This window comes from Actinophytocola sp. KF-1 (assembly GCF_054661535.1).
In genome coordinates, this window is record NZ_BAAFVK010000001.1 from 45,314 (window position 1) to 64,957 (window position 19,644).

The window sequence follows — 19,644 nt, forward strand, 5'->3', positions numbered from 1 at the left end:
CAAGCTATCCGGCGCCACCGACAATCCCGGTCCGCCGCGCGGCGACCAGCCACGACACCCCGAGGCAGGCGACCGCCCCCGACCACAGCAGCGTCGCGCGGGTGCCCAGCACGGTGCCGAGCACACCGCCGAGCAGGCTCCCCAGCGGCATGACGCCCCACATCGTCAGCTCCATCGTGGCGTTGACCCGGCCGAGCAGCGCGGGCGGGCAGACCGTCTGCCGGATCGTCGCCGTCACGACGTTCGTCAGCACGATGCAGAAGCTCGCGACGAACCCGCTCACCACCCACCACGCCAGGCCCCAGCCGGGCGTGGTGAACCCCTGCGCGAGGAATGCGGGCCCGATGCAGGCCGCGCCCGCCACCAGTGCCCTGACCTGCCCGAACCGGGTCGTGAGCGGGCGCGTGACCGCCGCCGCCAGCAGCGCGCCGACCAGGCCGATCACGCCGAGCAGCCCGATCACCCCGGCGGACAGCCCGATGTCGCGCACCAGGAAGACGATGCTCACGCCCATCCCCGCCGACTGGCACAGCACGACCGTCGCGGTGTTCAGCGCGATGGGCCGCAGCAGCGGGTGCGTGGCCACGAACCGGACGCCCTCCTTGATCTCCCGGCCCAGGTGGCGGTCGGGGGCCCGGGGCACGGGTGGTTCGCGGTGCTTGATCGACCGCACCCACAGCGCCGACCACACCATCGACAGCGCGTCCACCACGAACACGAACGGCGCGGTCAGCAGCTGCACGAGCCAGCCGCCCGCACCCGCCCCGGCCAGCGCGGCCACCGACGCGTTCGCGGCGAGCTTGGCGTTCGCGTCCACGAGCTTCGCCGGTGGCAGCAGGCGCGGCAGGTACGACTGGTGCGCCACGTCGAAGAACACGGTCAGCAGCCCGACCGCGAACATCACCACGTACAGCTGCCAGAGCGCGAGCACCCCGAACAGCGCGGCGGCGGGCACGGTCAGCATGAGCGCGGCCCGCCCGAGGTCGGTGGCGACGAGCACGGGCCTGCACCGCACCCGGTCCACCCACGCGCCCGCGAGCAGCCCGAACAGCAGGTGGGCGAGCGACTCGAACGTCCGCACCAGCGCGACCTCGAACGTCGACGCGTGCAGGTACAGCGTCGCGAGCAGGGGCGCGGCCAGGAACGTCATCCGGGTGCCGATCTGGCTGATCGCGTCGGCCAGCCACAGCCGGCGGAAGTCCATGACGACACCCTAGCAACTGCTAGGGGGTGCGATACTCGGGCAATGGCAGACCCCGTGCTGCGTGCCCTCGGGCACCCGACCAGGCTGCGGATGCTGTCGCTCATGTGGAGCGGCCCGCTGTCCGCCGCCGCGCTGGCCGCCGAACTGGGCATCTCCCACGGCCTCGCGAGCCAGCACCTGCGCACCCTCGACCGGGCGGGCCTGGTCCAGCTGGTGGAGGTGCGCGCGAAGCGGGGCGGTCGCGAGCGCCTCTACCGGACCGTGAAGGGCAGCCCGCTGTCCGACCGCACGGACGCGTCGCCGCTGCTCACCGAGGCCATGGTGAACAACCTGCGCCAGCGGCTCGCCCAGCGCGCGCCGGGTTCGGAGATGGTGGTGACCGACGCCGAGCTGTGGCTCGACCCGGAGGTGTGGCTCGACGTCCGCAAACGTTTGCACGACCTCATGCACGAGCTGCACGAGCACTCCCGGCCACCACGCACCCCGGGCACGACACCGATCGGGGCCACCCTGATGGCGTTCGAGATGTCACCGGGGACCGGTCCCGGGCACCCGGACTGATACTGGGACGCGAAGGACGGACCCGGGGAGGTCGCATGGACGGGAGCACCCTGCTCGCCGACGGTCAGCCGCTGTCGGGCAACCACGACAGCCTGGCGTTCGGGGTGCCCCGCTCCGCCCCCGGCGCGATCTACGCGCTGGCGATCGGCGGCGGGTTCGCCGTCGGCCCGCGCGAGGGCCGCACGGTCGTGTTCGGCCGCAACAAGCCGGAGGTGCACGTCTGCATCGGCGAGGACGACCGGCGCGTCAGCCGCCAGCACGGCCTGCTGACCTGCCAGGACGGCCGCTGGTGGGTGCGGAACACCGGCCGCCTGCCGATCCGGCTGCCCGGCTCGCAGTGGCTGTTCGCCGACGAGGAGTCGCTGCCGCTCGCCGCCGGGTACACGCCGCTGTTCGTGCCGGGCACGCGTGGCCGCGAGCACCTGCTGGAGCTGTACGTCGCCGGCGACGACGGCGCCCGGCCAGCGCCGCGCCCGGGTGACGTCACCGAACCGCCCCGCACGTGGCGGCTGCTCCCCGAGGAGCGCCTCGTCCTCGTCGCGCTCGGCCGGCGCTACCTCCTCCACGAGGCCGACCCGCAGCCGCTGGGCCGCCAGCAGGTCGCCGACCAGCTCAACGAGCTGGAGCCCGGCGCGTGGACCGCCCGCAAGGTCGAGCACACGATCACCGCCGTGCGCGCACGGCTGTCCAAGGCGGGGGTGCCCGGCCTGACCCGCGAGGAGGTCGGCGAGCCGGTCGGCAACAAGCTCAACGACAACCTGCTGCGCGAGCTGCTGCTGTCGACCACGCTCGTGCCGCCGGACCTGCGGTCGATCGACTCCGACGACGGAGACGCGCGGCCATGAGCGACAGCTTCCCGCCGCGGCCGCTGCCGCCGTCCCCGGGCGGGCTCGCGGGCCGGGTGCCACCCGCGCCGCCGGGCAGCCTGTTCGTGCTCGCCGCCGGTGGCGGGTTCGCGGCGCCGCCGAGGCCGAGGTTCGAGGTGGTGTTCGGCCGCAAGGAGCCGGACGTGCACGTGTGCATCGGCCCCGACGACCCGAGGATGAGCCGGTTCCAGGGCCGCATCACCCGCGACGGTGACGAGTGGTGGCTGCGCAACGAGGGCCGCCTGCCGATCCGGCTGCCGCAGTCCCGGTTCCTGCTGTCCGGCAACGAGATCCCGCTCGGCGAGGGTTACAGCCCGCTGTTCATCCGCACGTCCAGCCGCCGCGAGCACCTGCTGGAGGTGCGGGTCGTCGGCGCGGGCCGCAAGGACACCCTGGCGGGCGCCGACCAGCCGACCGAGACCGCCGCACCGGACAGCTGGGAGATCGACCCGACCGAACGGCTCGTGCTGACCGCGCTCGCGCTGCGCTACCTGCGGCAGGAGCCGCACCCGCAGCCGCAGTCGTGGAAGCAGGTCGCGCTCGACCTGAACGCGGCGGCGGGCACCCGGTCGGACTGGACGCACAAGCAGGCCGCGAACGTGGTCCTGAAGGTCCGCGAACGCCTCAGCCCGTACGTCGAGGGCCTGCGCCTGGAGGACTGGGGTGACCCCGCGGGCAACATGGTCAACCACCAGCTGATCCAGGAACTCCTGCAGACCGCCACCCTCCGCCCACCCGACCTGCGCCTGCTGACCACGGATGCCGACTGACCCCCGCCCCCGAACCCCGCGAGTCACGCTCTCGTGCACACCGAGTTGGCAGTTTCGTGCAGGTGCGGGGTGTGCACGAAACGTACAACTCGGTGTGCGTGAGAGCGTGACTCGCGAGGGCCGGGCGGGTGGTTACCCTGGGGCGGGTGGGAGCCTCTTCAGCGCGCCGGGTGCCGCTCGCCCTCGGGATCGCGGCCGTCGTGGTGGTCGTCGACCAGGTCACGAAGTTCTGGGCGGAACGCACGCTCACCGGGCGCGAACCGGTACCGGTCATCGGCGACTTCATCCGGTTCCGGCTGCTGTACAACCCGGGCGCGGCGTTCTCCATGGGCGAGAACGCCACGTGGCTCTTCACGATCATCGCGGCCGTCGCCGCGGGCTGGCTGCTCTGGTACGTCACGCGCCCGCACACCGCAGGCCAGGTCGTCGCGTTCTCGCTGCTGCTGGGCGGCGCGACCACGCACCTGGGCGACCGCCTGTTCCGCGCCCCCGGCTTCGCGCGCGGGCACGTGGTCGACTTCATCGACTACCACGGCTGGTTCGTCGGCAACGTCGCCGACATCGCGCTGACCGTCGGCGCGGTGTTCGCGGTCATCGTCACCGCAAGGCAGCCGGAACCCGCCGAGTCCCGCGACTAGAGCGCGGGCCCGGCCCCGTCCCGCCACCACGTGATCAGGTCCTCCCGCGTGTAGCCCTGGAACGCGAGGCCGAGGATGTTGGTCTTGTCCGACGTCCAGATCAGGTAGAAGTTCTCGTGCGGACCGGTGCCGCACATGAGCTTGCCGGTGTCCCCGCCCCGCGCGTACGGCGCGTCCGCGCTGAACCCCGGCGGGCTCGCCAGGCAGTTGCCGCCGCTCACCGTGGACTGCGCGACGTGCGCGGCGTCCATGGTCGCCTTGTCGGGGAACTGGTAGTAGAAGACGATCCGCGCGCCCGGCGACGGCCCGCACACCACGGCGGCGGTGCTCGCCGCCGCCTCGTTCGTCTCGACCTGCCCCCGCGACGGGCGCATGCAGTTCTTGCGCGTGTTCTCCGGGACGTGCCGCAGCAGCTCGGCCTCGGCGGGCTGCGGGAACGACGGCGACGCCGTCCGGTTCGCCGCGTCGACGACCTTCGCCAGCGGCAGCCCGTACGTCCGCTCCCACCAGTCCACGAGGTCCGCGGGCGCGCCGCTGCCGGTCGCCCGCACCATCAGCCGCAACGGCTCGACGGTCCACTCCAGCACCGCTTCGCCCCGCGCGCCCTGGTAGCAGAGCATCGAGCCGAGGTCGACGCTGCGCAGGTCGAACGGGCGGTTGCCGAGGAAGTTCGCCGGGACGGGATCGGCGGTGCAGTCCACGCCGGTCGGCGCGTTCGCCTCGTCGACGTGCTGGTCGTACGTGCGGCGCAACGCGTCGAGGTCGCTGAACCGGTAGTAGGACACGGCGGCCGCGCCGTCGTTGACCGGGTCGCAGTCGATGGCCGCCTCGAGGTCGCGGAACGTGGCGAGCGTGCCCGCCTGCGTGCGTTCGCACCGCTGCAGCTCCACCAGGTCGATCAGCGACTGCTCCGCGGCGGTCGGGAACGGCGGGATGCCGACCCAGCCCCGCCACGCGTCGACGAGCCGCTGGTCGTCCGCCTCGCGGAGCTCCGCCTGCGCGACCGTGCGCTGCCCGTCGTCCGTCCACACGAGACGGGTCGTGCCGCCGTCCGTGTAGCACAGGACACGGCCGACCTGGTTGCCCCCGTTGGGATAGCGGTGTTCCGCGCCGGTCGAGACCGTGCAGTCGCCGCGGTCGCGCGGGACGCCGGCGTCCCGCACCAGCCCGGCGTACGCGTTGTCCATCGCCGGCCGGTCGGCGAAGAGGGTGAACCGCACGTGCTGGTCGCCGTCGCGGCAGTCCAGCGCGTCCTCGCCGCCCGCGAGCGCGGGGGACACCGGGTCGCAGTCCCCGCGCAGCGGCGGCGGGACCCGGAAGACCGGGCTGGCGCTGGAGGTGCCGCCCGTCAGCTGCACCACGACCACCACGGTGGCGGCGACGACCGCGACCGCGGCGGCGATCGCGGCGACCGGCTTCCACCGCCCCGGCCGACGCGGTGGCCTGCGCCTGCGTGCCCCGCGCACCGGGCCGCCGTTGACCGCGTTGGCGAAGTCCGTCGCCAGCTCGGTGCACGACGCGTACCGGTCCGCGGGCCGCTTCGCGAGCGCGGTCGCGATCACCCTGTCCAGCGCAGCGGGCAGTTCCGGGCGCACCGCGGTCACCGGCGGCGGGTCCTCGTGCCGCTGCGCCCACAGCAGCGCGCTGGTGTCCGAGTGCACGTACGGCGCGCGGCCAGTGAGGCACTGGTACAGCACGACACCGAGCGAGTACACGTCCGCGCGCGGGTCGACGGGCGCCGGTTCGGCCGCACCGCCGGGGATCAGCTCCGGCGCGAGGTAGCCGGGTGTGCCGACGCGGCGGCCGACCTCGGTGAGCCGTTCGCCGAGCGCGGGCGCCGCGATCCCGAAGTCGCACAACAGGACCCGGCCCGACCGGCGCTCCACGAGGATGTTGCCTGGCTTGACGTCCCGGTGCACGACCCCGGCCGCGTGCGCGAAGTCCAGCGCCGAGGCCACCGACTGGATCATGTGGACGGTCCACGTGAGGTCCGGCGGGCCCGCCTTGAGCAGGTCGCGCAGGTTCGGGCCGTCGATGTACGGCATGACCAGGTAGAGCAGCTCGTCGTCGGCAGGCGCCGAGTAGAGCGGGACGATGTTGGGGTGGCTGAGGTTCGCGGCCGACAGCATCTCCCTGCGGAACCGCTCGCGGAACGACGGCTCGTACGCGAGCGCGGGCGCGATGACCTTGAGCGCGACCGGCCGGTCGCCGAGGTGCTTCTCCTCCGCCAGGTAGATGACGCTCATCCGCGTCTCCGACAGCTTCCGGATCAGCCGGAACCGGGGAAGTTGCCCGGCCAGCTCCGGCTGGCTGGGAAACTGGTCGTCGGTCATGTCGTCCAACCAGAAACTCCCCCCGAGAAGGACTGGACCCGCCGTGCCGATTCATGATGCCAGGCGCTCCGGCGCCGTCTCAGCCGCCGTTTCAGCGCTGTCGCTGCTCCTCGCCGCGTGCACGAACGAGGTCGCCGGGTCGCCGATCGGCACCGGGCAGATCGTGGACTCGGACCCGTCGGTGACCGCGCCCGGCCCGTCCGGCAGCGGCACGGCCGAGCCGCCGCCACCGGCGAACGAGGACATCCCGCCCGCCGCCGACGGCTCGGACGTGAAGGCCTGCTACGACGGGACGTGCGAGGTGGTGCTGCGTGCGCCGGTGACGATCCCGTTCGACCCGAAGACGGGCCTGGTGGAGCTGAACCTGACCAGAGTGGACGGTGTGAACGGCGCCCAGCTGTCCGGCACGGCGGTGGGCGGCGGCACGGTGTCCGTGTCCGTGTACGCCGATCCGGGCTTCGAGTCGACCGCCACGGTCAACGGTTTCACCATCACCGCGCTGTACACGGTGGACGGGGTGGCGGTCCTGCGGATGTCACCGCCGTCCTGAACCTGCCATCACGGCGGCCAGCACCCGGTCGAAGCCGGGCAGCCCGCCGCCGTACAGGACGTGGTGGGCGAACATCGCGCCGGCGAGGATCTGGGCGAGCGCACCGGCGTCGGTGTCGCCGGGCAGCTCGCCGCGGTCGACGGCGCGGGTGAACATGGTCTCCGCCACCTCGAGGTCCGGGCGCATCATGCGGGCCCGCAGCTCGGCCATCAGCGCCGGTTCTGCCAGGCAGTCGGCGACGAGCCCGCTCACCAGCTCCACGGCGCCGGGTGCGGTGAACACGGCCTGCTGCACGGCGGTCGCGGCCGCGAGGTCGTCGGCGAGGTTGCCGGTGTCGGGCAGCCACGTCTCGGTCTGCTCCCGCCCGCCGAACCAGGCCGCGTAGACGAGCAGGGGACGGCGTGGCCAGCGGCGGTACAGCGTCTGCTTGCCGACCGCCGCCTTCCTCGCCACCGCCTCCATCGACAGGCCGAGGTACCCGTGCTCGGCCAGCAGTTCCCGGGTGGCGGACAGGATCCGCTCGTCCAGCTCGGCGATGCGGGGGCGGCCCCTCCCGGGTTCTTTCTGCACCCGCAGACCCTATGATACGGTACGCGCGTCTCGTAATCCCAAGTCGGTGTGAGAAAAACTCACATTCACACTTCCCAGTTTCACTGGACGGATGTACAGTCAACCGCGCACGGGTCCTGTCAGGAAGGGGGATTTGGCCGAAGCGAGCCGCGAATGGTGAGGTAGAACGCGTGTCGCCACGATCGGCCGAGGTCAACGAGCACCTCAGGGAGCAGTCGCGCGAGAAGATCCTCGCCGCGGCGCTGGCCGTGTTCGCCGAGAAGGGCTACCACAACGCGACGATCTCCGAGATCACCGCGAGAGCAGGGGTCTCGCGGGGTCTCATCACCTACTACTTCCCGGGCAAGCAGCGAATGGCGCACGAGCTGCTCGGCCGGTACCTCGACGGCATCGCCGCGCTGACCCGCGTCACCGGCACTCCCGACGAGCGCCTCGCCGCGATCATCGACGGCGTCCTGCGCGCGGTGGCGGAGAGCATGCCGGTGCAGCGGATGGCGATCAGCCTGATGACCCACCCGTCGACGCGTCCCGTGTTCGCGGCCGTGGAGCAGCAGAAGGACGACCAGCTGCGTGCCATCGAGGACACGCTGCGCGACCTGTTCGCCGCCCGAGGCGCCGACGACCCGGCGCTCGAGGAGGTCACGCTCCGCAGCGTGCTGGAGGGCGTCGTCTTCAAGGCGACCGTCTACGAGGACACCTTCCCGCTGGAGCGGATGCGCCGCCGCGTCTACGCGATGTTCGACCTGCCCGGCCCGTGCGGCGCGCTCGTCGACGACGACCCGCCGCCGGTCGGCCGCCTGCGCGCCCCCGGCGCGTGAACCCATGCACCACAGGCCCCCTGAGCCGAGGGGGTCTCCCAGTCATGCACTGATCGAGGAGAGAAGTGAACGCACAGGCACTCGCCGCGTCGTTCGACAGCCCGTCGGGCTTCGCGGCGGTGATGAAGGGGATGTTCCGGAGCGGCAAGGCGAAGAAGGCACACGCGGTCTGGAGTTCCGCGCAGCGCAAGGGGGTCCACGACGCCGTCGAGCTGCGCTTCGCGACGCACGAGTCGTTCGGCTACGCGATCTTCGCGTTCGCCACGGACGGCCCGCTCGACCTGCCGACCCGTGAACTCCTCGCCGCGCAGGCGGATCGCTTCCCGCTGGGGACGATCCGCTACGAGTCCATGTCGTACACGTCGCTCATGCCGCTGCACTGGCACCCGCGTTCGTACGACCCGAACGACCACACCATCGAAGCGCTCGGCGACCCGCACCCCGGCGTGCACGTGTTCGTCGCGGTGACGAGCCCGAAGGGACCGGACCGGCCGTACGTGGCGCACTGCGTCGTCGACGGCAAGGACTGGATCTACCCGGTCCCCGGCGACCGGGTGCGCTGACGTGGGTGACGTCATCGAGCAGTTGCGGACCCAGATGGGCGGCGCGTTCTGGGCCGTCGCGATCGGCGCGCCCGTGCTGGTCCTCGTGCTGGTGCTGCAGATCGTGTTCAAGGTGAAGGCGAAAGCCAAGCGGATCAAGCAGGTCTTCCGGGCAGGCGACATCGTGACCGACTCCTCGGCGCCGGTGCACGGCCCCATCGCGTTCGGCCTCGCGTGCGGCGCGCACATGGCCGTCAACCAGGGCGTCGCGTGGAACGACCTGGAGGGCACCGGTTTCGCGAAGCTGGAGCTGCGGGAGAACCTCGCCGAGATGTGGGGCGTGTACAACCACGACGACTGGCGGCAGGTCACCGAGGCGAAGCTGGCGGAGCGCACCGACGACCTGGAGCACGTGGCCGTCGACCTCCGCCGCGAGGCAGGCGCGGCCGACTACGCGGGCTGGCGGATGGCCATCGACGACGCCGCGCGCCGGGGCCTCGTCCCGGTGCACAGCGTGGCCGGGCTCGTGGCGGCCGCGGACCGGATCTCCCGCTACGAGGAGCGCTTCCGCGCGGACGGCCTGATCACCGGTGTCGTGTCGAGCGTCCGCGCCTACGACTGGGGCCGCGCGGTGAACCTCGCCCGCTGGGGCCTGCGGTCCGGCTACTGCGACCGCGGCCAGGCGGAGCACGTCGTGCACCGGGTCGCGCAGCTGTGTGCCGGGCACTACCGCTCGTGGGCCGAACTGTCGGCGGGCTTCGCGCTGGGCCGCATGCTGTTCTTCGACGACGAGGACTTCCCGGTGCACTACGTGACCGTCCGCGAGGCGCACCGCACGCTCCTCGACGCGCCGGACAGCCCGTTCCGGCTGGTCCCGTGGCCCGTCAGGACGCCTGGGTGAACTGGCCCGAAACCGTCGCCGAGCGGCGGTTCGTGCTCGCGCTGGTGGTCATCGGCGCGATCGCCGTCGGGTACGCGGTGTACGCGGGCCGCCTCGCGTGGCGCAAGTACGCGGAGCTGCGTGAGCGGCGCAGGCCGGCGCCGGACCGGCCGGTGTACACCGGCGCCGCACCCGGCCCGTTCGCGGTCGCGCTGGGGGTGGGCGCGCTGCGGGCCGTCGCGCACCGCGAACCCGTCGACCGGCTCGCGTACGCGCGGACGCGGCGGCAGGCCCGCGCGCTCCTCAGCAGGGACGCGGAGGACGCCGACGCCGCCAGGGCGACCGTGCCGAGGGCGTTGCGTGCGCTGCTCGGCGGCGAGGCCGAGGTGCCCGCCGCCGGGATCGCGCTCGTCGAGGAGGCACTGCGGCACCGGATGCGAGTCGGCCCCGAGCTGTGGGCACACGCGCTGGAGGAGTTCGCGACCGTCCGCGGCCTGCCGTACGGGGAGCGGACGGCGCTGCTCTCACTGGCCACCGACATCCCGCGCGCCGAGGACCGGCTGCGGCGGGAGGGCGTGCTGGGGCCGCGGGAGCTGGTGCCGTCGCTGCTGGTGTGCCACTGGGCGGAGGGCGTGCACGTCGTCCGCACGGCGCTCGCGGCGGACTGGCTGCAGCGGACGCAGGGCTTCGAGTACCTGGCGCGGGCGGGTGAGCTGGCCGTCCGCTGGTACCCGAGCTGGTCGACGGTCCTCGCCGCGCAGCTGCTGCCCCCGATGCTGAACGACGACGAGCCGGAGATCCGGTGGCGCCTGCGGGCCGCCCAGCGGCTGCTGCACGACCCGGTCAGCCCACTGCGGGTGCCGCTGCACGGCGGTTTCGGGCTGGCGACCGCGAGGTAAACATGGGGAATGGCGGTGGAGTCCCCGGAGAACACGTCCGAGTCCCGTGACCAGCAGCTCGCCCGCAACGTGAGCGAGCTGCTGCAGGAGCTGAGGGTGGCGCAGGCGGGCGTGCAGTTCCTCTTCGGTTTCCTGCTGGCGGTGGCGTTCACCGAGCACTACGCGCGGGCGTCCGGGTTCGAGCAGGTCGTGCACCTGATCGCGGTCGTGTTCGCGACGGCGGCGGTCGCGCTGCTGACCGCACCGGCCGCGTGGCACCGGCTGCTGTTCCGCCAGGGCGAGCGGCCACGCATCCTGCGCGTCGCCAACGGGCTGACCGTCGCCGGGCTCGCGTGCCTCGCGGTCGCGATGGCGGCGACCGTGCTGCTGCTGTTCAAGGTCGTCGCGGGCCCCGTGGTGGCGACGGTGTTCACCGTGGCGGTCTCGGTGATGTTCCTGGTGCTGTGGTTCCTGATGCCGTTGCGCATCCGGCGCAACGGCAACGGGGACTCCTAGGTCATCAGGTCGTCGTACCACTCGCTGATCGAGTCGCGGTCGACGTCGGGCGCGTCCTCGAGGGTGTCGAACAGGCCGGTCGCGTCGCCGTCCTCGTCCTCGTGCGGCTCGTAGTCCGAGGAGCCGTCGGTGCCGCTGTCGGTGCCGTCGTCACTGCCGTCGTCACTGCCGTCGTCGCTGCCGCTGTCGCTGCCGTCCTCGCCGTCCGGCATGGGCACGTCGGCGTCGCCGCCCGTGTCCTCGTCGCTGCCGGGCTCGGGCATGCCGTCGGGCAGCTCGCCGCCGCCCGCGTTGTCCTCGTCGTCGCCGTAGGGCTCGTAGCCGTTGTCGGTGTCGTCGCCGCTGTCCTCGGCGCCGGTGTCCCCGGTGTCGCTCGTGTCGGTGGGGTCGACCGGGTCGGACTGGTCGGGCACGTCGTCGGTGTCCGCGGGCCCCGGTGACGGCTGCGGCTCGGGCGCCGGCTCCTCGGTCGCGGGCTGCGCGCTGCCGCCCTGGCCGTGCTCGTTCCAGGTGCCCTCCCCGGACGGGTCGCTGTAGGCGTCCTCGGCGACACCGTCGTCGTCCATGTCGAGCAGCGCGGTGTCGGCGACCCCGTCCCCGTCGGAGTCCCACATGACGTCGTCGACGCGCCCGTCCCCGTCGAAGTCCAGCGCGACGCCGTCGGCGACACCGTCACCGTCCACGTCGACGTTCGCCTCCGAGTGGTGGACGTTCGGGTCGCCCTCTCCGGTGCCGAAGCTGTACTCGATGTCGGACATGCACTCCCCCGGGGGCCTCTGGTCAGGATCTCGGAACGTAGATGCGCGAGCCGCCGCCGCGGTTCCGCACGGAGTCTGCCAGGTTTGCCCACCGCCCGGCGGCGGATCGTTCCGGCGCGCGAGAAGGGGTGGCGGTCGCCCCATAACGACCGCCACCCCACAAAACGGACACGACTGTCCACAAGGGCGCCACCACGTCGCCCGGAACTGTCGGTGCCCGCGCCTACGCTGGACACCGGGGGCCGGAGGCCGCGACTTGTCCACAGCCGCCCCGGTTATCCACAGCCAGCGCCCGAACCTCCCGTCCTGTCACCCCCACCTGGTAGACTGGCAAGGCGGGTGGCCCCCGGGATCGGGTGGGGGTTGGGCACCGGCCGCACGATTGTGTTTCGCCTGGTCAGGCCGCCTGCAGGTGGTCGGCTTCCGCGAGCCGCCGGGTCACGGCGATCACCGCGTACGCGGGCGGCAGCACCCGCCCCGGCGCCGGCCGCTCCACCCACCGCCACACCAGCCCCGTCGTCACCGTCGGGCTCGCCGGGATCACCACGTGACTGCCGTGCGGCGCCACCGTCACCCGCATGTGCGAGAGGTCGGCCGCCGTGTTCGCCCGCAGCCGGTCCAGGGGCTTCGTCAGGAAAGTCCACCGGCCGCCGTCCGGGTCGGACACCACGGGGCCCGACTGCATCGCGATCGCCAGCTCCGCCTGGACACGCCTGCCCAAGCCCGCGGGCATCGTCACCGCCTCCACGGTCGGACCGATCGCCACGATGAGCAACCTGTTGCCCACCTGCACAGAGACCGGCCACCCGAGTAACTCTTCGTATTCGGCACGGCCGTGGGCGAGTTCTCGTAGCCACGCCGGCGCCGGCCGGTTCGTGATCGAGATTGTCATGATGTTCCCCGTTTTTTATGTCGCACCGGTGAAACCGGCACGTTCTCAGAGTTTCACGGCGCGGACGACCGCCACTGGAATCGGCATGGAGTTCGCCACCGGAAATGCGCCGCCGCGTCGCGGCGCCCCTCCTGACCTGGTCCGTACGTCGTGTCGTACGTCACAAGTACAAAACCAACCGGCCGGTATGTCAATACCGACCGGCTGGTTTTATTCAGGAACTTCGGTCAGTGAGCGAAATAGCCGTTCAGGTCACCGAACGTCAGGGCCGCGTCCGATTTGTCGTACGTCCCGGCGGTCAGGATTTCCGCCGCGGCGGCCTCGACGAGGGCGTACGCCGCCACCGCGATCGCGGGCCCCACGCTCACCCGCCGCACCCCCAGTTCCGCGAGCGCGGCCACCGACGGCGCGCCCGGCCCGGCCATCACGTTCAGCGGCGCGGGGATCCGCGACACCAACTCGGCGATCACCTCCGGTTCGTGCACGCCGGGCACGAACACCCCGTCCGCGCCGGCGTCCACGTACGCCTTCGCCCGCGCCACCGTCTCGTCCATCCCGCCCACCGAGAACAGGAACGTGTCGATCCGCGCGTTCACGAACAGGTCCCCGCCCGCGGCCCGCGCCGCCGCGATGCGCTCCGGCGCCGCGTCCGCCCCGTCCTCGATGTTGATCCCGACGACGCCGGCGTCCCGCATCCGCCGCACCGTCCCGGCCACGTCGCCGTACCCGCTCTCGACGTCGGCGGTCACGGGCACGTCGACGGCACGCACGATCCGCGCGACGGCGGCCACCGCGTCGTCGGCGCTCAGGTGGCCACCGTCCGGCACGCCGAGGCTCCACGCGACCCCGGCGCTGGTCGTGGCGACGGCCTCGGCGCCGGCCCGCTCGACGAGCCGTGCGCTGGCGGCGTCCCAGGCGTTGGGGAGGATGAGGGGCGCACCGCTCAGGTGGCGTTCACGAAAGGTCATGCGGGTACTCCACCAGCGCGGGCACCACGGTTCCGGCCGTTTTCGGACACGACCACGTCGATGTCCGAAAACGGCCAGCGGCCACGCGCGTGAGCGGGCACGGTGGTCCCATGCGCACGCACACCGTCATGGACAGCCCCGTCGGCCCGCTCACACTCGTGGCGAGCGACGGCGTGCTGTGCGGCTTGTACATGGACGAACAGCGGCACCGCCCGGCCGAGGAGATCTTCGGCCTCCGCGACGACAGCATCTGCCACGACGTCGTCGAGCAGCTGATCGCGTACTTCGAGGGCGACCTCACGGAGTTCGACGTGCCGCTCGCCTTCCACGGCACGGAGTTCCAGCGTCGCGTGTGGACGGAACTGACGACGATCCCGTACGGCGAGACCACCACGTACGGCGAGCTGGCGGAACGCCTCGGCCGCCCCACGGCCGCGCGCGCGGTCGGCCTCGCGAACGGCAAGAACCCGATCAGCATCATCGTCCCGTGCCACCGCGTCATCGGCTCGACGGGCAACCTCACCGGCTATGGCGGCGGCCTGCCCCGCAAGCGCTACCTGCTGGCGTTCGAGAAGGGCACCCCGGTCCTCCTGTAACCAGGAGTTGTCCACAGGTCACCCGGTTGTCCACAGTTTCGCGCAGCGCCCTGGAATTGTCGGTGGACACCGGTAGACTGGCATGGCGGGTGGCCCCCGGGATCGGGTGGGGGTTGCCATCGCGCGCGCGAGCGGTGTGCGCCTACCCCGGAATGACGGGCGCGTAGCGCCCATGGCGGGCACACCACGGACGTCAAACCGTGCTGAGCCCGGAGTTCTCGCGGTTCAGAGCCGTTTCCGGGCAGGCGGCAATGCCCTGAAAGGCGCTTTCAGGGCATTCCGGCCGCGGCTACAGGTACTGCCCGGTCCCGCGAATCCCGGGCCCGTCCTGCGCGTCCCCGCCACCGGCGCCCGGCGGCAGGCCGCGCCGCATCTGCTCCAGCTGCACCCGCGCCGCCATCTGCTGCGCGAACAACGCGGTCTGGATCCCGTGGAACAGCCCCTCCAGCCAGCCGACCAGCTGGGCCTGGGCGATCCGCAGCTCGGCGTCCGACGGCGTGTTCTCCTCGGTGAACGGCAGCGACAGCCGCTCCAGCTCCTCCTGGAGCTCGGGCGCGAGCCCGTCCTCCAGTTCGGCGATCGACCGCATGTGGATCTCCCGCAAACGATTGCGCGAGGCCTCGTCCAGCGGTGCCGCCCGCACTTCCTCGAGCAGCTGCTTGATCATCGTGCCGATGCGCATGACCTTGGCGGGCTGCTCGACCATGTCGCCGACCTGCTCGGCGTTCTCGCCGTCCTTCAGCGAGGCGGCGCCGACGGGGGCGCCGTCCGGGCCCATCACGACCACGTGCTGCGGCTGCTCGTTCTCCTGGCCAGGGTTCATCTGCACGCATGCGAGGGTAGTCGTCATCGCGACCCCGCAAACGACGGCCCCGCGCGGCTCCGTACGGTGTTGAGCCATGGCGTTCGACGTCGCTGCGATTCGGGGCTGGTTCCCCGCGTTGGGTGATGGCTGGATCCACCTGGACGCCCCGGCAGGCATGCAGGTGCCGGAGCAGGTCGCCACGGCCGTCTCCACCGCGCTGCGGGCACCCGTGTCCGGCCCGGGCGGCGTGTTCCCGGCATCCCAGCGCGCGGAGGCCATCGTCGACGCCGCCCGCCGCGCCATCGCCGACCTCGTCGGGTGTGACCCGTCCGGTGTCGTCCTCGGCCCCAACCCGGCCGTGCTCCTGCAACGGCTCGCGGAGGCGGTCGGCGGCGGCTGGGTCATCGGCGACGAGGTGGCGCTGTCCCGCCTCGACCACCAGCAGAACATCGCGCCCTGGCTGCGGGTCGCGCAGCGCGCGGGCGCGACCGTGCGGTGGGCGGAGATCGACATTGAAACGTGCGAGTTGCCCGCCTGGCAGTACGAGTCGCTGATCACGCACCGCACGAAGGTCGTGGCCGTGACCGCCGCGTCCGGCGTCGTCGGCACCCGGCCGGACCTCGGCAAGATCACCGCGCTGGCCCGCGAGGCGGGGTCGCTGGTCGTCGTCGACGCGTCCTCCGCGGCGCCGTTCGTGCCGCTCGACATCAAGGCCATCGGCGCCGACGTGATCGCACTGAACGCGACCGCGTGGGGCGGGCCCGCGGTCGGCGCGCTCGCGTTCGCCGACCCGTCGCTGCTGGACCGGCTGCCCGCGTCCGCGCTGGGCCCGAACCAGACCGGGCCGGGCCGCATGGAGCTGGGGCAGCACGCGTACCCGCTGCTCGCGGGCCTGGTCGCGTCCGTCGACTACCTCGCGAGCCTCGACGACGCCGCCACCGGTACCCGTCGCGACCGCCTGCAGACGTCGATCGGCTCGGCCAAGTCCTACCAGGCGGGCATGCTCGGCAAGCTGATCTCCGAGCTGCGCGGCCTGCTGCACGTGACGGTCATCGGCGACGCGATGCGCCGCGTCCCGGCGCTCGCGTTCACGGTCACCGACGTCAAGGCGTCCACCGCGGTCGCGCACCTGGCCGACCGCGGCATCTGCGCGTTCTCCGATGACGTGCCGAGCGGCGTCTTCGCCGCCCTGGGCGTGGCCGAGGTCGGCGGCGCGGTCCGCATCGGCCTCGCGCACTACACGACGTCGGCCGAGATCGACGCACTCGTCGAGGCGGTCGCCGCCCTGACGTCGATCAGCTAGGCATCCTGAGCAGCAGCTTGCCGAGCACGCCGCCCTCCTCGAGCTTGCGGTGCGCGTTGCCCGCCTGCTCGACCGGCAGCACCTCGTGCGTGATCGGCCGGACCTCGCCCGCCTCGACGAGCGGCCACACCTTCTCCACCAGTTCGCGGCAGATGGCGGTCTTCTCGGCGACCGGCCGGTACCGCAGCGACGTCGCGGTGACCGTGCCGTTCTTCGCCAGCAGCTTCCCGATGTTCAGCTCGCCCTTGACGCCGCCCTGCATGCCGATCACGACGAGCCTGCCGAGCCGCGCGAGCACGTCCACGTTGCGCGGCAGGTACTTCGCGCCCATGTTGTCGAGCACCACGTCCGCGCCGCGGCCGTCCGTCGCGGCGCGCACCGCCTCGACGAAGTCCTGCTCGCGGTAGTTCACCAGGATGTCCGCGCCCAGCTCGGCACACCGCTCGAGCCGCTCCGCGGACCCCGCGGTCACGGCGACGCGCGCGCCGAGCGCCTTGGCGACCTGGATGGCGTGCGTGCCGATGCCGCTCGCGCCCCCGTGCACCAGCAGGGTTTCACCCGCAGCGAGACCGGCGACCATGACCACGTTCGACCACACGGTGGCCGCGACCTCCGGCAGCCCGGCCGCGGTCACCACGTCCACAGTGGACGGAAGCGGCATGACCTGGCCCGCGGGCACCACGACCTTCGTCGCGTAACCGCCGCCGGACAGCAGCGCGCACACCTCCTCGCCGACCGCGAGCCCGGTGACGCCCTCGCCGAGCGCGGCGACCGTGCCGGCGCACTCGAGACCGGGCACGTCCGTCACGCCGGGCGGCGGCGCGTAGTTGCCCTGGCGCTGCAGCAGGTCAGCGCGGTTGACGGCCGCGGCGGCGACATCCAGCACAACCTCGCCTGGTCCGGCCTGCGGATCCGGTTGCTCCGTCCAGGCCAGAACTTCCGGACCACCCGGTTGCGTGATCGTGATCGCGTGCATGGACGAACGGTAATCCGTGGTGCATAACAGTCCGTGTCCGGGGCTTGACCAGTGCGGAGTTCCCGACAAAGCTGCGCACGCCGGGCGTGGCGATCGAGATCGGGACGATCCAGGCGCCGGCGTCTGAGCCAAGACGAGAGGAACCCGCCCATGCCGTCCCGCAAGACGACATTCCGCGCCGGGGTCGCGTTACTCGCGGCCGCCACCGGCGTCGGCCTCGCGACCATTCCCGCGGCGGCCGCCCCGCGCGTCGCGGCCCCGATCCCCGACGGGCCCGCGCTGGCCCGTCAGCTGGTCAACAAGGTCAAGGTCGAGAACACCAACCGCCACCTGATCGCGCTGCAGCGGCTCGCCGACCGCAACGGCGGCACCCGCGCGGCGGGCACGGCGGGGCACGAGGCGTCGGCCGAGTACATCGCCACGAAGCTCGAGGCGGCGGGGTACACGGTCGAACGGCAGGAGTTCCCGTTCGTGTACGACGAGACCCGTGGTCAGTCACTGACCGTGGGCGGCACGGCCGTGCCCGTCATTCGCATGAGCTACAGCCAGTCGACGCCCGCCGGCGGTGTGACGAGCACGCTCGCCGTGGTCCCGCCGGACGCGACCCCGGGCTGCGAGGCGTCCGACTACGCGAACGCCGTCGGCAAGGTCGCGCTGATCAGCCGCGGCGCGTGCACGTTCGGCGCGAAGGCCCTGGCCGCCGCCGAGGGTGGCGCGCTGGCGGTGCTGGTCTACAACAACACGGCGGGCACGCTGAACGGCACACTCGGCGCGCCGGTCGAGGGCAGCGCCCCGGCCGGTGGCCTGACGCAGGCGCAGGGCCAGGCGCTGTCGTCGCAGGACGGCGCCGCGGTGACGCTCAACCTGCAGGGCTTCATGGAGGACCGCGTCTCGTACAACGTGATCGCGGAGACCCAGACGGGGCGGCACAACAACGTCGTCATGGCGGGTGCCCACCTCGACAGCGTGGCCGTCGGCCCGGGCATCAACGACAACGGAACCGGTTCCGCGGCGCTGCTGGAGACCGCGCTACAGCTCGGTGGGTCGCCGAGGGTCAACAACGCGGTGCGTTTCGCGTGGTGGAGCGCGGAGGAGCTCGGCCTGGTCGGGTCGGAGTACTACGTGCAGAACCTCGACTTCGAGGAGCAGCTGAACATCGCGCTGTACCTGAACTTCGACATGATCGGCTCGCCGAACGCCGGCTACTTCACCTTCGACGGTGACAACTCCGACGGTGTCGGCGCGGGCCCCGGCCCGTACGGCTCGGCGCAGATCGAGCAGGCGTTCGTCGACTACTTCGACTACACCGGCATCCAGATCGAGGGCCGCGACTTCGACGGCCGCTCGGACTACGGCGAGTTCATCCTGAACGGCATCCCGGCGGGCGGCCTGTTCACCGGCGCCGAGATGGTGAAGACCGAGGCCCAGGCCGCCAAGTGGGGCGGCATCGCCGGTGAGGCGTTCGACCAGTGCTACCACCAGGCGTGCGACAACCTGGGCAACGTCGACCGCGTGGCGCTGGACCGCAACTCGGACGCGATCGCCTTCGTCCTGGGCTCGTACGCGATCTCCACGGAGGACATCAACGGCGTCCCGCCCCGCGCGACCCGCGCCAAGACCCGCACCGCGGCGGCCCGCACCGCGGCGGCGTCGGTGGCCAAGGCCGAGCCGGACGACCACCACGGCGTCCTCATCTAGAGGTTGAGGAAGAACGAAGAGGGCCGCACCCCGCCGTAGGGATGCGGCCCTCTTCGCGTGAAGCGCCTGGGTGCGGCGCCAGCGGCCGCCGCACCCAGGTTGTCGAAGTTCTGTGGTGGCCCACTCGCGTCCAGACTGGCGTGGATCCACACCGGACAGCGCCGGAATGCTGCCCAGACGGAGGGATCAACAACGTCGAGGCGCGCGGGAGGTGCGTTGTGCGCACTCGAGCGCCCGAACTCTGGCGCTGCTCCGCAATCGCGACCGAGCCGATGCCTGTCAGCTCACCCGCGGGGTCACAGCGAGCCGCGGCCCACCACGCCGTTCACTCAGCATTGCCATGGCACCACCTGCCCTTTCCCGACGGGCCCTCCTTGGCCGGCCGTGCTTCCAGCATGCACCCGTGTGCCCCGCGTCACAACCCCACGCAGGTGTCCTGAACTGGTGAAACTCATCGTCACTGTCCGAAACAGACAGTGACCACTTCCCGATGGCCGGAAGCCCTCGAAACCGGCGCTCGCG

The 19,644-nt window shown here is 72.2% G+C and carries 21 protein-coding genes; 13 read left to right on the forward strand and 8 right to left on the reverse strand.

Annotated elements, in window-relative coordinates:
- Positions 1 to 4 precede the first annotated feature (4 nt).
- Entirely contained in the window at positions 5 to 1,204 is a 1,200-nt protein-coding gene (locus tag ACYQ77_RS00155) for an MFS transporter (protein ID WP_459706163.1), read from the reverse strand.
- A gap of 42 nt (positions 1,205 to 1,246) precedes the next feature.
- On the opposite strand from ACYQ77_RS00155, the gene ACYQ77_RS00160 reads away from it, so the two are divergent.
- The 4 genes from ACYQ77_RS00160 (at position 1,247) to ACYQ77_RS00175 (ending at position 4,039) form a co-directional block, all read left to right on the forward strand.
- Positions 1,247 to 1,765, forward strand: coding sequence for an ArsR family transcriptional regulator (locus ACYQ77_RS00160; protein WP_459706165.1), 519 nt, complete (start codon positions 1,247 to 1,249; stop codon positions 1,763 to 1,765).
- A 35-nt stretch (positions 1,766 to 1,800) separates the two neighbouring features.
- The gene (locus tag ACYQ77_RS00165; protein WP_459706167.1) at positions 1,801 to 2,610 is read left to right on the forward strand and encodes an FHA domain-containing protein; all 810 of its coding nucleotides are present in this window, start codon (positions 1,801 to 1,803) and stop codon (positions 2,608 to 2,610) included.
- Positions 2,607 to 3,401, forward strand: coding sequence for an FHA domain-containing protein (locus ACYQ77_RS00170; RefSeq protein WP_459706169.1), 795 nt, complete (start codon positions 2,607 to 2,609; stop codon positions 3,399 to 3,401). Before ACYQ77_RS00165 ends, ACYQ77_RS00170 begins: the two co-directional genes overlap by 4 nt.
- A gap of 146 nt (positions 3,402 to 3,547) precedes the next feature.
- The gene (locus ACYQ77_RS00175) at positions 3,548 to 4,039 is read left to right on the forward strand and encodes a signal peptidase II (protein WP_459706171.1); all 492 of its coding nucleotides are present in this window, start codon (positions 3,548 to 3,550) and stop codon (positions 4,037 to 4,039) included.
- On the opposite strand, the gene ACYQ77_RS00180 is transcribed toward ACYQ77_RS00175, so the two are convergent.
- On the reverse strand, positions 4,036 to 6,372 hold the full coding sequence (locus tag ACYQ77_RS00180) for a serine/threonine-protein kinase (protein ID WP_459706173.1): 2,337 nt from the start codon (positions 6,370 to 6,372) through the stop codon (positions 4,036 to 4,038). The genes ACYQ77_RS00175 and ACYQ77_RS00180 overlap by 4 nt on opposite strands.
- Before the next feature lie 43 nt (positions 6,373 to 6,415).
- Here ACYQ77_RS00180 and ACYQ77_RS00185 point away from each other — a divergent pair, with 43 nt between their 5' ends.
- Positions 6,416 to 6,922, forward strand: a complete 507-nt coding sequence (locus tag ACYQ77_RS00185; RefSeq protein ID WP_459706175.1) for a hypothetical protein — start codon at positions 6,416 to 6,418, stop codon at positions 6,920 to 6,922.
- Here ACYQ77_RS00185 and ACYQ77_RS00190 read toward each other — a convergent pair.
- Positions 6,908 to 7,492 carry a TetR/AcrR family transcriptional regulator gene (locus ACYQ77_RS00190; RefSeq protein ID WP_459706177.1) on the reverse strand — a complete coding sequence of 195 codons (585 nt, stop codon included), beginning with the start codon at positions 7,490 to 7,492 and terminating at the stop codon, positions 6,908 to 6,910. The two genes, ACYQ77_RS00185 and ACYQ77_RS00190, sit on opposite strands and share 15 nt — an antisense overlap.
- A gap of 170 nt (positions 7,493 to 7,662) precedes the next feature.
- Between ACYQ77_RS00190 and ACYQ77_RS00195 the strand changes: the two genes are divergently transcribed.
- The 5 genes from ACYQ77_RS00195 to ACYQ77_RS00215 all read left to right on the forward strand — a co-directional run bounded on the left by ACYQ77_RS00195 (position 7,663) and on the right by ACYQ77_RS00215 (position 11,126).
- Positions 7,663 to 8,310, forward strand: coding sequence for a TetR/AcrR family transcriptional regulator (locus ACYQ77_RS00195; RefSeq protein ID WP_459706179.1), 648 nt, complete (start codon positions 7,663 to 7,665; stop codon positions 8,308 to 8,310).
- A gap of 65 nt (positions 8,311 to 8,375) precedes the next feature.
- Positions 8,376 to 8,873: a hypothetical protein gene (locus ACYQ77_RS00200; RefSeq protein WP_459706181.1), complete on the forward strand. Its 498-nt coding sequence runs from the start codon at positions 8,376 to 8,378 to the stop codon at positions 8,871 to 8,873.
- A gap of 1 nt (position 8,874) precedes the next feature.
- A complete protein-coding gene (locus ACYQ77_RS00205) occupies positions 8,875 to 9,753 on the forward strand; it encodes a DUF1266 domain-containing protein (protein WP_459706183.1) in 879 nt (292 codons plus the stop codon).
- Positions 9,750 to 10,631 (forward strand): DUF1266 domain-containing protein, encoded by an 882-nt coding sequence (locus ACYQ77_RS00210; protein ID WP_459706185.1) that lies wholly within the window; start codon positions 9,750 to 9,752, stop codon positions 10,629 to 10,631. Before ACYQ77_RS00205 ends, ACYQ77_RS00210 begins: the two co-directional genes overlap by 4 nt.
- A gap of 9 nt (positions 10,632 to 10,640) precedes the next feature.
- Positions 10,641 to 11,126 carry a DUF6328 family protein gene (locus ACYQ77_RS00215; protein WP_459706186.1) on the forward strand — a complete coding sequence of 162 codons (486 nt, stop codon included), beginning with the start codon at positions 10,641 to 10,643 and terminating at the stop codon, positions 11,124 to 11,126.
- On the opposite strand, the gene ACYQ77_RS00220 is transcribed toward ACYQ77_RS00215, so the two are convergent.
- The 3 genes from ACYQ77_RS00220 to ACYQ77_RS00230 all read right to left on the reverse strand — a co-directional run bounded on the left by ACYQ77_RS00220 (position 11,123) and on the right by ACYQ77_RS00230 (position 13,744).
- Complete coding sequence (locus ACYQ77_RS00220) at positions 11,123 to 11,884, reverse strand: hypothetical protein (RefSeq protein ID WP_459706188.1); 762 nt, start codon at positions 11,882 to 11,884, stop codon at positions 11,123 to 11,125. The genes ACYQ77_RS00215 and ACYQ77_RS00220 overlap by 4 nt on opposite strands.
- 397 nt (positions 11,885 to 12,281) lie before the next feature.
- Positions 12,282 to 12,650 (reverse strand): hypothetical protein, encoded by a 369-nt coding sequence (locus ACYQ77_RS00225; RefSeq protein WP_459706190.1) that lies wholly within the window; start codon positions 12,648 to 12,650, stop codon positions 12,282 to 12,284.
- 353 nt (positions 12,651 to 13,003) lie between these two features.
- A complete protein-coding gene (locus ACYQ77_RS00230; protein WP_459706192.1) occupies positions 13,004 to 13,744 on the reverse strand; it encodes an isocitrate lyase/PEP mutase family protein in 741 nt (246 codons plus the stop codon).
- Between the two features lie 110 nt (positions 13,745 to 13,854).
- Here ACYQ77_RS00230 and ACYQ77_RS00235 point away from each other — a divergent pair, with 110 nt between their 5' ends.
- Complete coding sequence (locus ACYQ77_RS00235) at positions 13,855 to 14,340, forward strand: methylated-DNA--[protein]-cysteine S-methyltransferase (RefSeq protein ID WP_459706194.1); 486 nt, start codon at positions 13,855 to 13,857, stop codon at positions 14,338 to 14,340.
- 289 nt (positions 14,341 to 14,629) lie between these two features.
- Here the strand turns inward: ACYQ77_RS00235 and ACYQ77_RS00240 are convergent, their stop codons facing one another.
- A complete protein-coding gene (locus ACYQ77_RS00240; protein ID WP_459708070.1) occupies positions 14,630 to 15,163 on the reverse strand; it encodes a bacterial proteasome activator family protein in 534 nt (177 codons plus the stop codon).
- Positions 15,164 to 15,239: 76 nt separating this feature from the next.
- On the opposite strand from ACYQ77_RS00240, the gene ACYQ77_RS00245 reads away from it, so the two are divergent.
- Positions 15,240 to 16,448 (forward strand): cysteine desulfurase-like protein, encoded by a 1,209-nt coding sequence (locus ACYQ77_RS00245; RefSeq protein ID WP_459706196.1) that lies wholly within the window; start codon positions 15,240 to 15,242, stop codon positions 16,446 to 16,448.
- Here the strand turns inward: ACYQ77_RS00245 and ACYQ77_RS00250 are convergent.
- Positions 16,441 to 17,424: an NAD(P)H-quinone oxidoreductase gene (locus ACYQ77_RS00250; protein ID WP_459706198.1), complete on the reverse strand. Its 984-nt coding sequence runs from the start codon at positions 17,422 to 17,424 to the stop codon at positions 16,441 to 16,443. The two genes, ACYQ77_RS00245 and ACYQ77_RS00250, sit on opposite strands and share 8 nt — an antisense overlap.
- Positions 17,425 to 17,574: 150 nt before the next feature.
- On the opposite strand from ACYQ77_RS00250, the gene ACYQ77_RS00255 reads away from it, so the two are divergent.
- Entirely contained in the window at positions 17,575 to 19,122 is a 1,548-nt protein-coding gene (locus tag ACYQ77_RS00255; RefSeq protein WP_459706200.1) for a M28 family metallopeptidase, read from the forward strand.
- Positions 19,123 to 19,644 lie beyond the last annotated feature (522 nt).

Coding starts and splice junctions, on each gene's coding strand:
- ACYQ77_RS00235 (WP_459706194.1), top strand. CDS start 13,855: ATGCGCACGCACACCGTCATGGACAGCCCCGTCGGCCCGCTCACACTC.
- ACYQ77_RS00220 (WP_459706188.1), bottom strand. CDS start 11,884: ATGTCCGACATCGAGTACAGCTTCGGCACCGGAGAGGGCGACCCGAAC.
- ACYQ77_RS00180 (WP_459706173.1), bottom strand. CDS start 6,372: ATGACCGACGACCAGTTTCCCAGCCAGCCGGAGCTGGCCGGGCAACTT.
- ACYQ77_RS00230 (WP_459706192.1), bottom strand. CDS start 13,744: ATGACCTTTCGTGAACGCCACCTGAGCGGTGCGCCCCTCATCCTCCCC.
- ACYQ77_RS00155 (WP_459706163.1), bottom strand. CDS start 1,204: ATGGACTTCCGCCGGCTGTGGCTGGCCGACGCGATCAGCCAGATCGGC.
- ACYQ77_RS00215 (WP_459706186.1), top strand. CDS start 10,641: ATGGCGGTGGAGTCCCCGGAGAACACGTCCGAGTCCCGTGACCAGCAG.
- ACYQ77_RS00250 (WP_459706198.1), bottom strand. CDS start 17,424: ATGCACGCGATCACGATCACGCAACCGGGTGGTCCGGAAGTTCTGGCC.
- ACYQ77_RS00255 (WP_459706200.1), top strand. CDS start 17,575: ATGCCGTCCCGCAAGACGACATTCCGCGCCGGGGTCGCGTTACTCGCG.
- ACYQ77_RS00170 (WP_459706169.1), top strand. CDS start 2,607: ATGAGCGACAGCTTCCCGCCGCGGCCGCTGCCGCCGTCCCCGGGCGGG.
- ACYQ77_RS00240 (WP_459708070.1), bottom strand. CDS start 15,163: ATGAACCCTGGCCAGGAGAACGAGCAGCCGCAGCACGTGGTCGTGATG.
- ACYQ77_RS00160 (WP_459706165.1), top strand. CDS start 1,247: ATGGCAGACCCCGTGCTGCGTGCCCTCGGGCACCCGACCAGGCTGCGG.
- ACYQ77_RS00245 (WP_459706196.1), top strand. CDS start 15,240: ATGGCGTTCGACGTCGCTGCGATTCGGGGCTGGTTCCCCGCGTTGGGT.
- ACYQ77_RS00165 (WP_459706167.1), top strand. CDS start 1,801: ATGGACGGGAGCACCCTGCTCGCCGACGGTCAGCCGCTGTCGGGCAAC.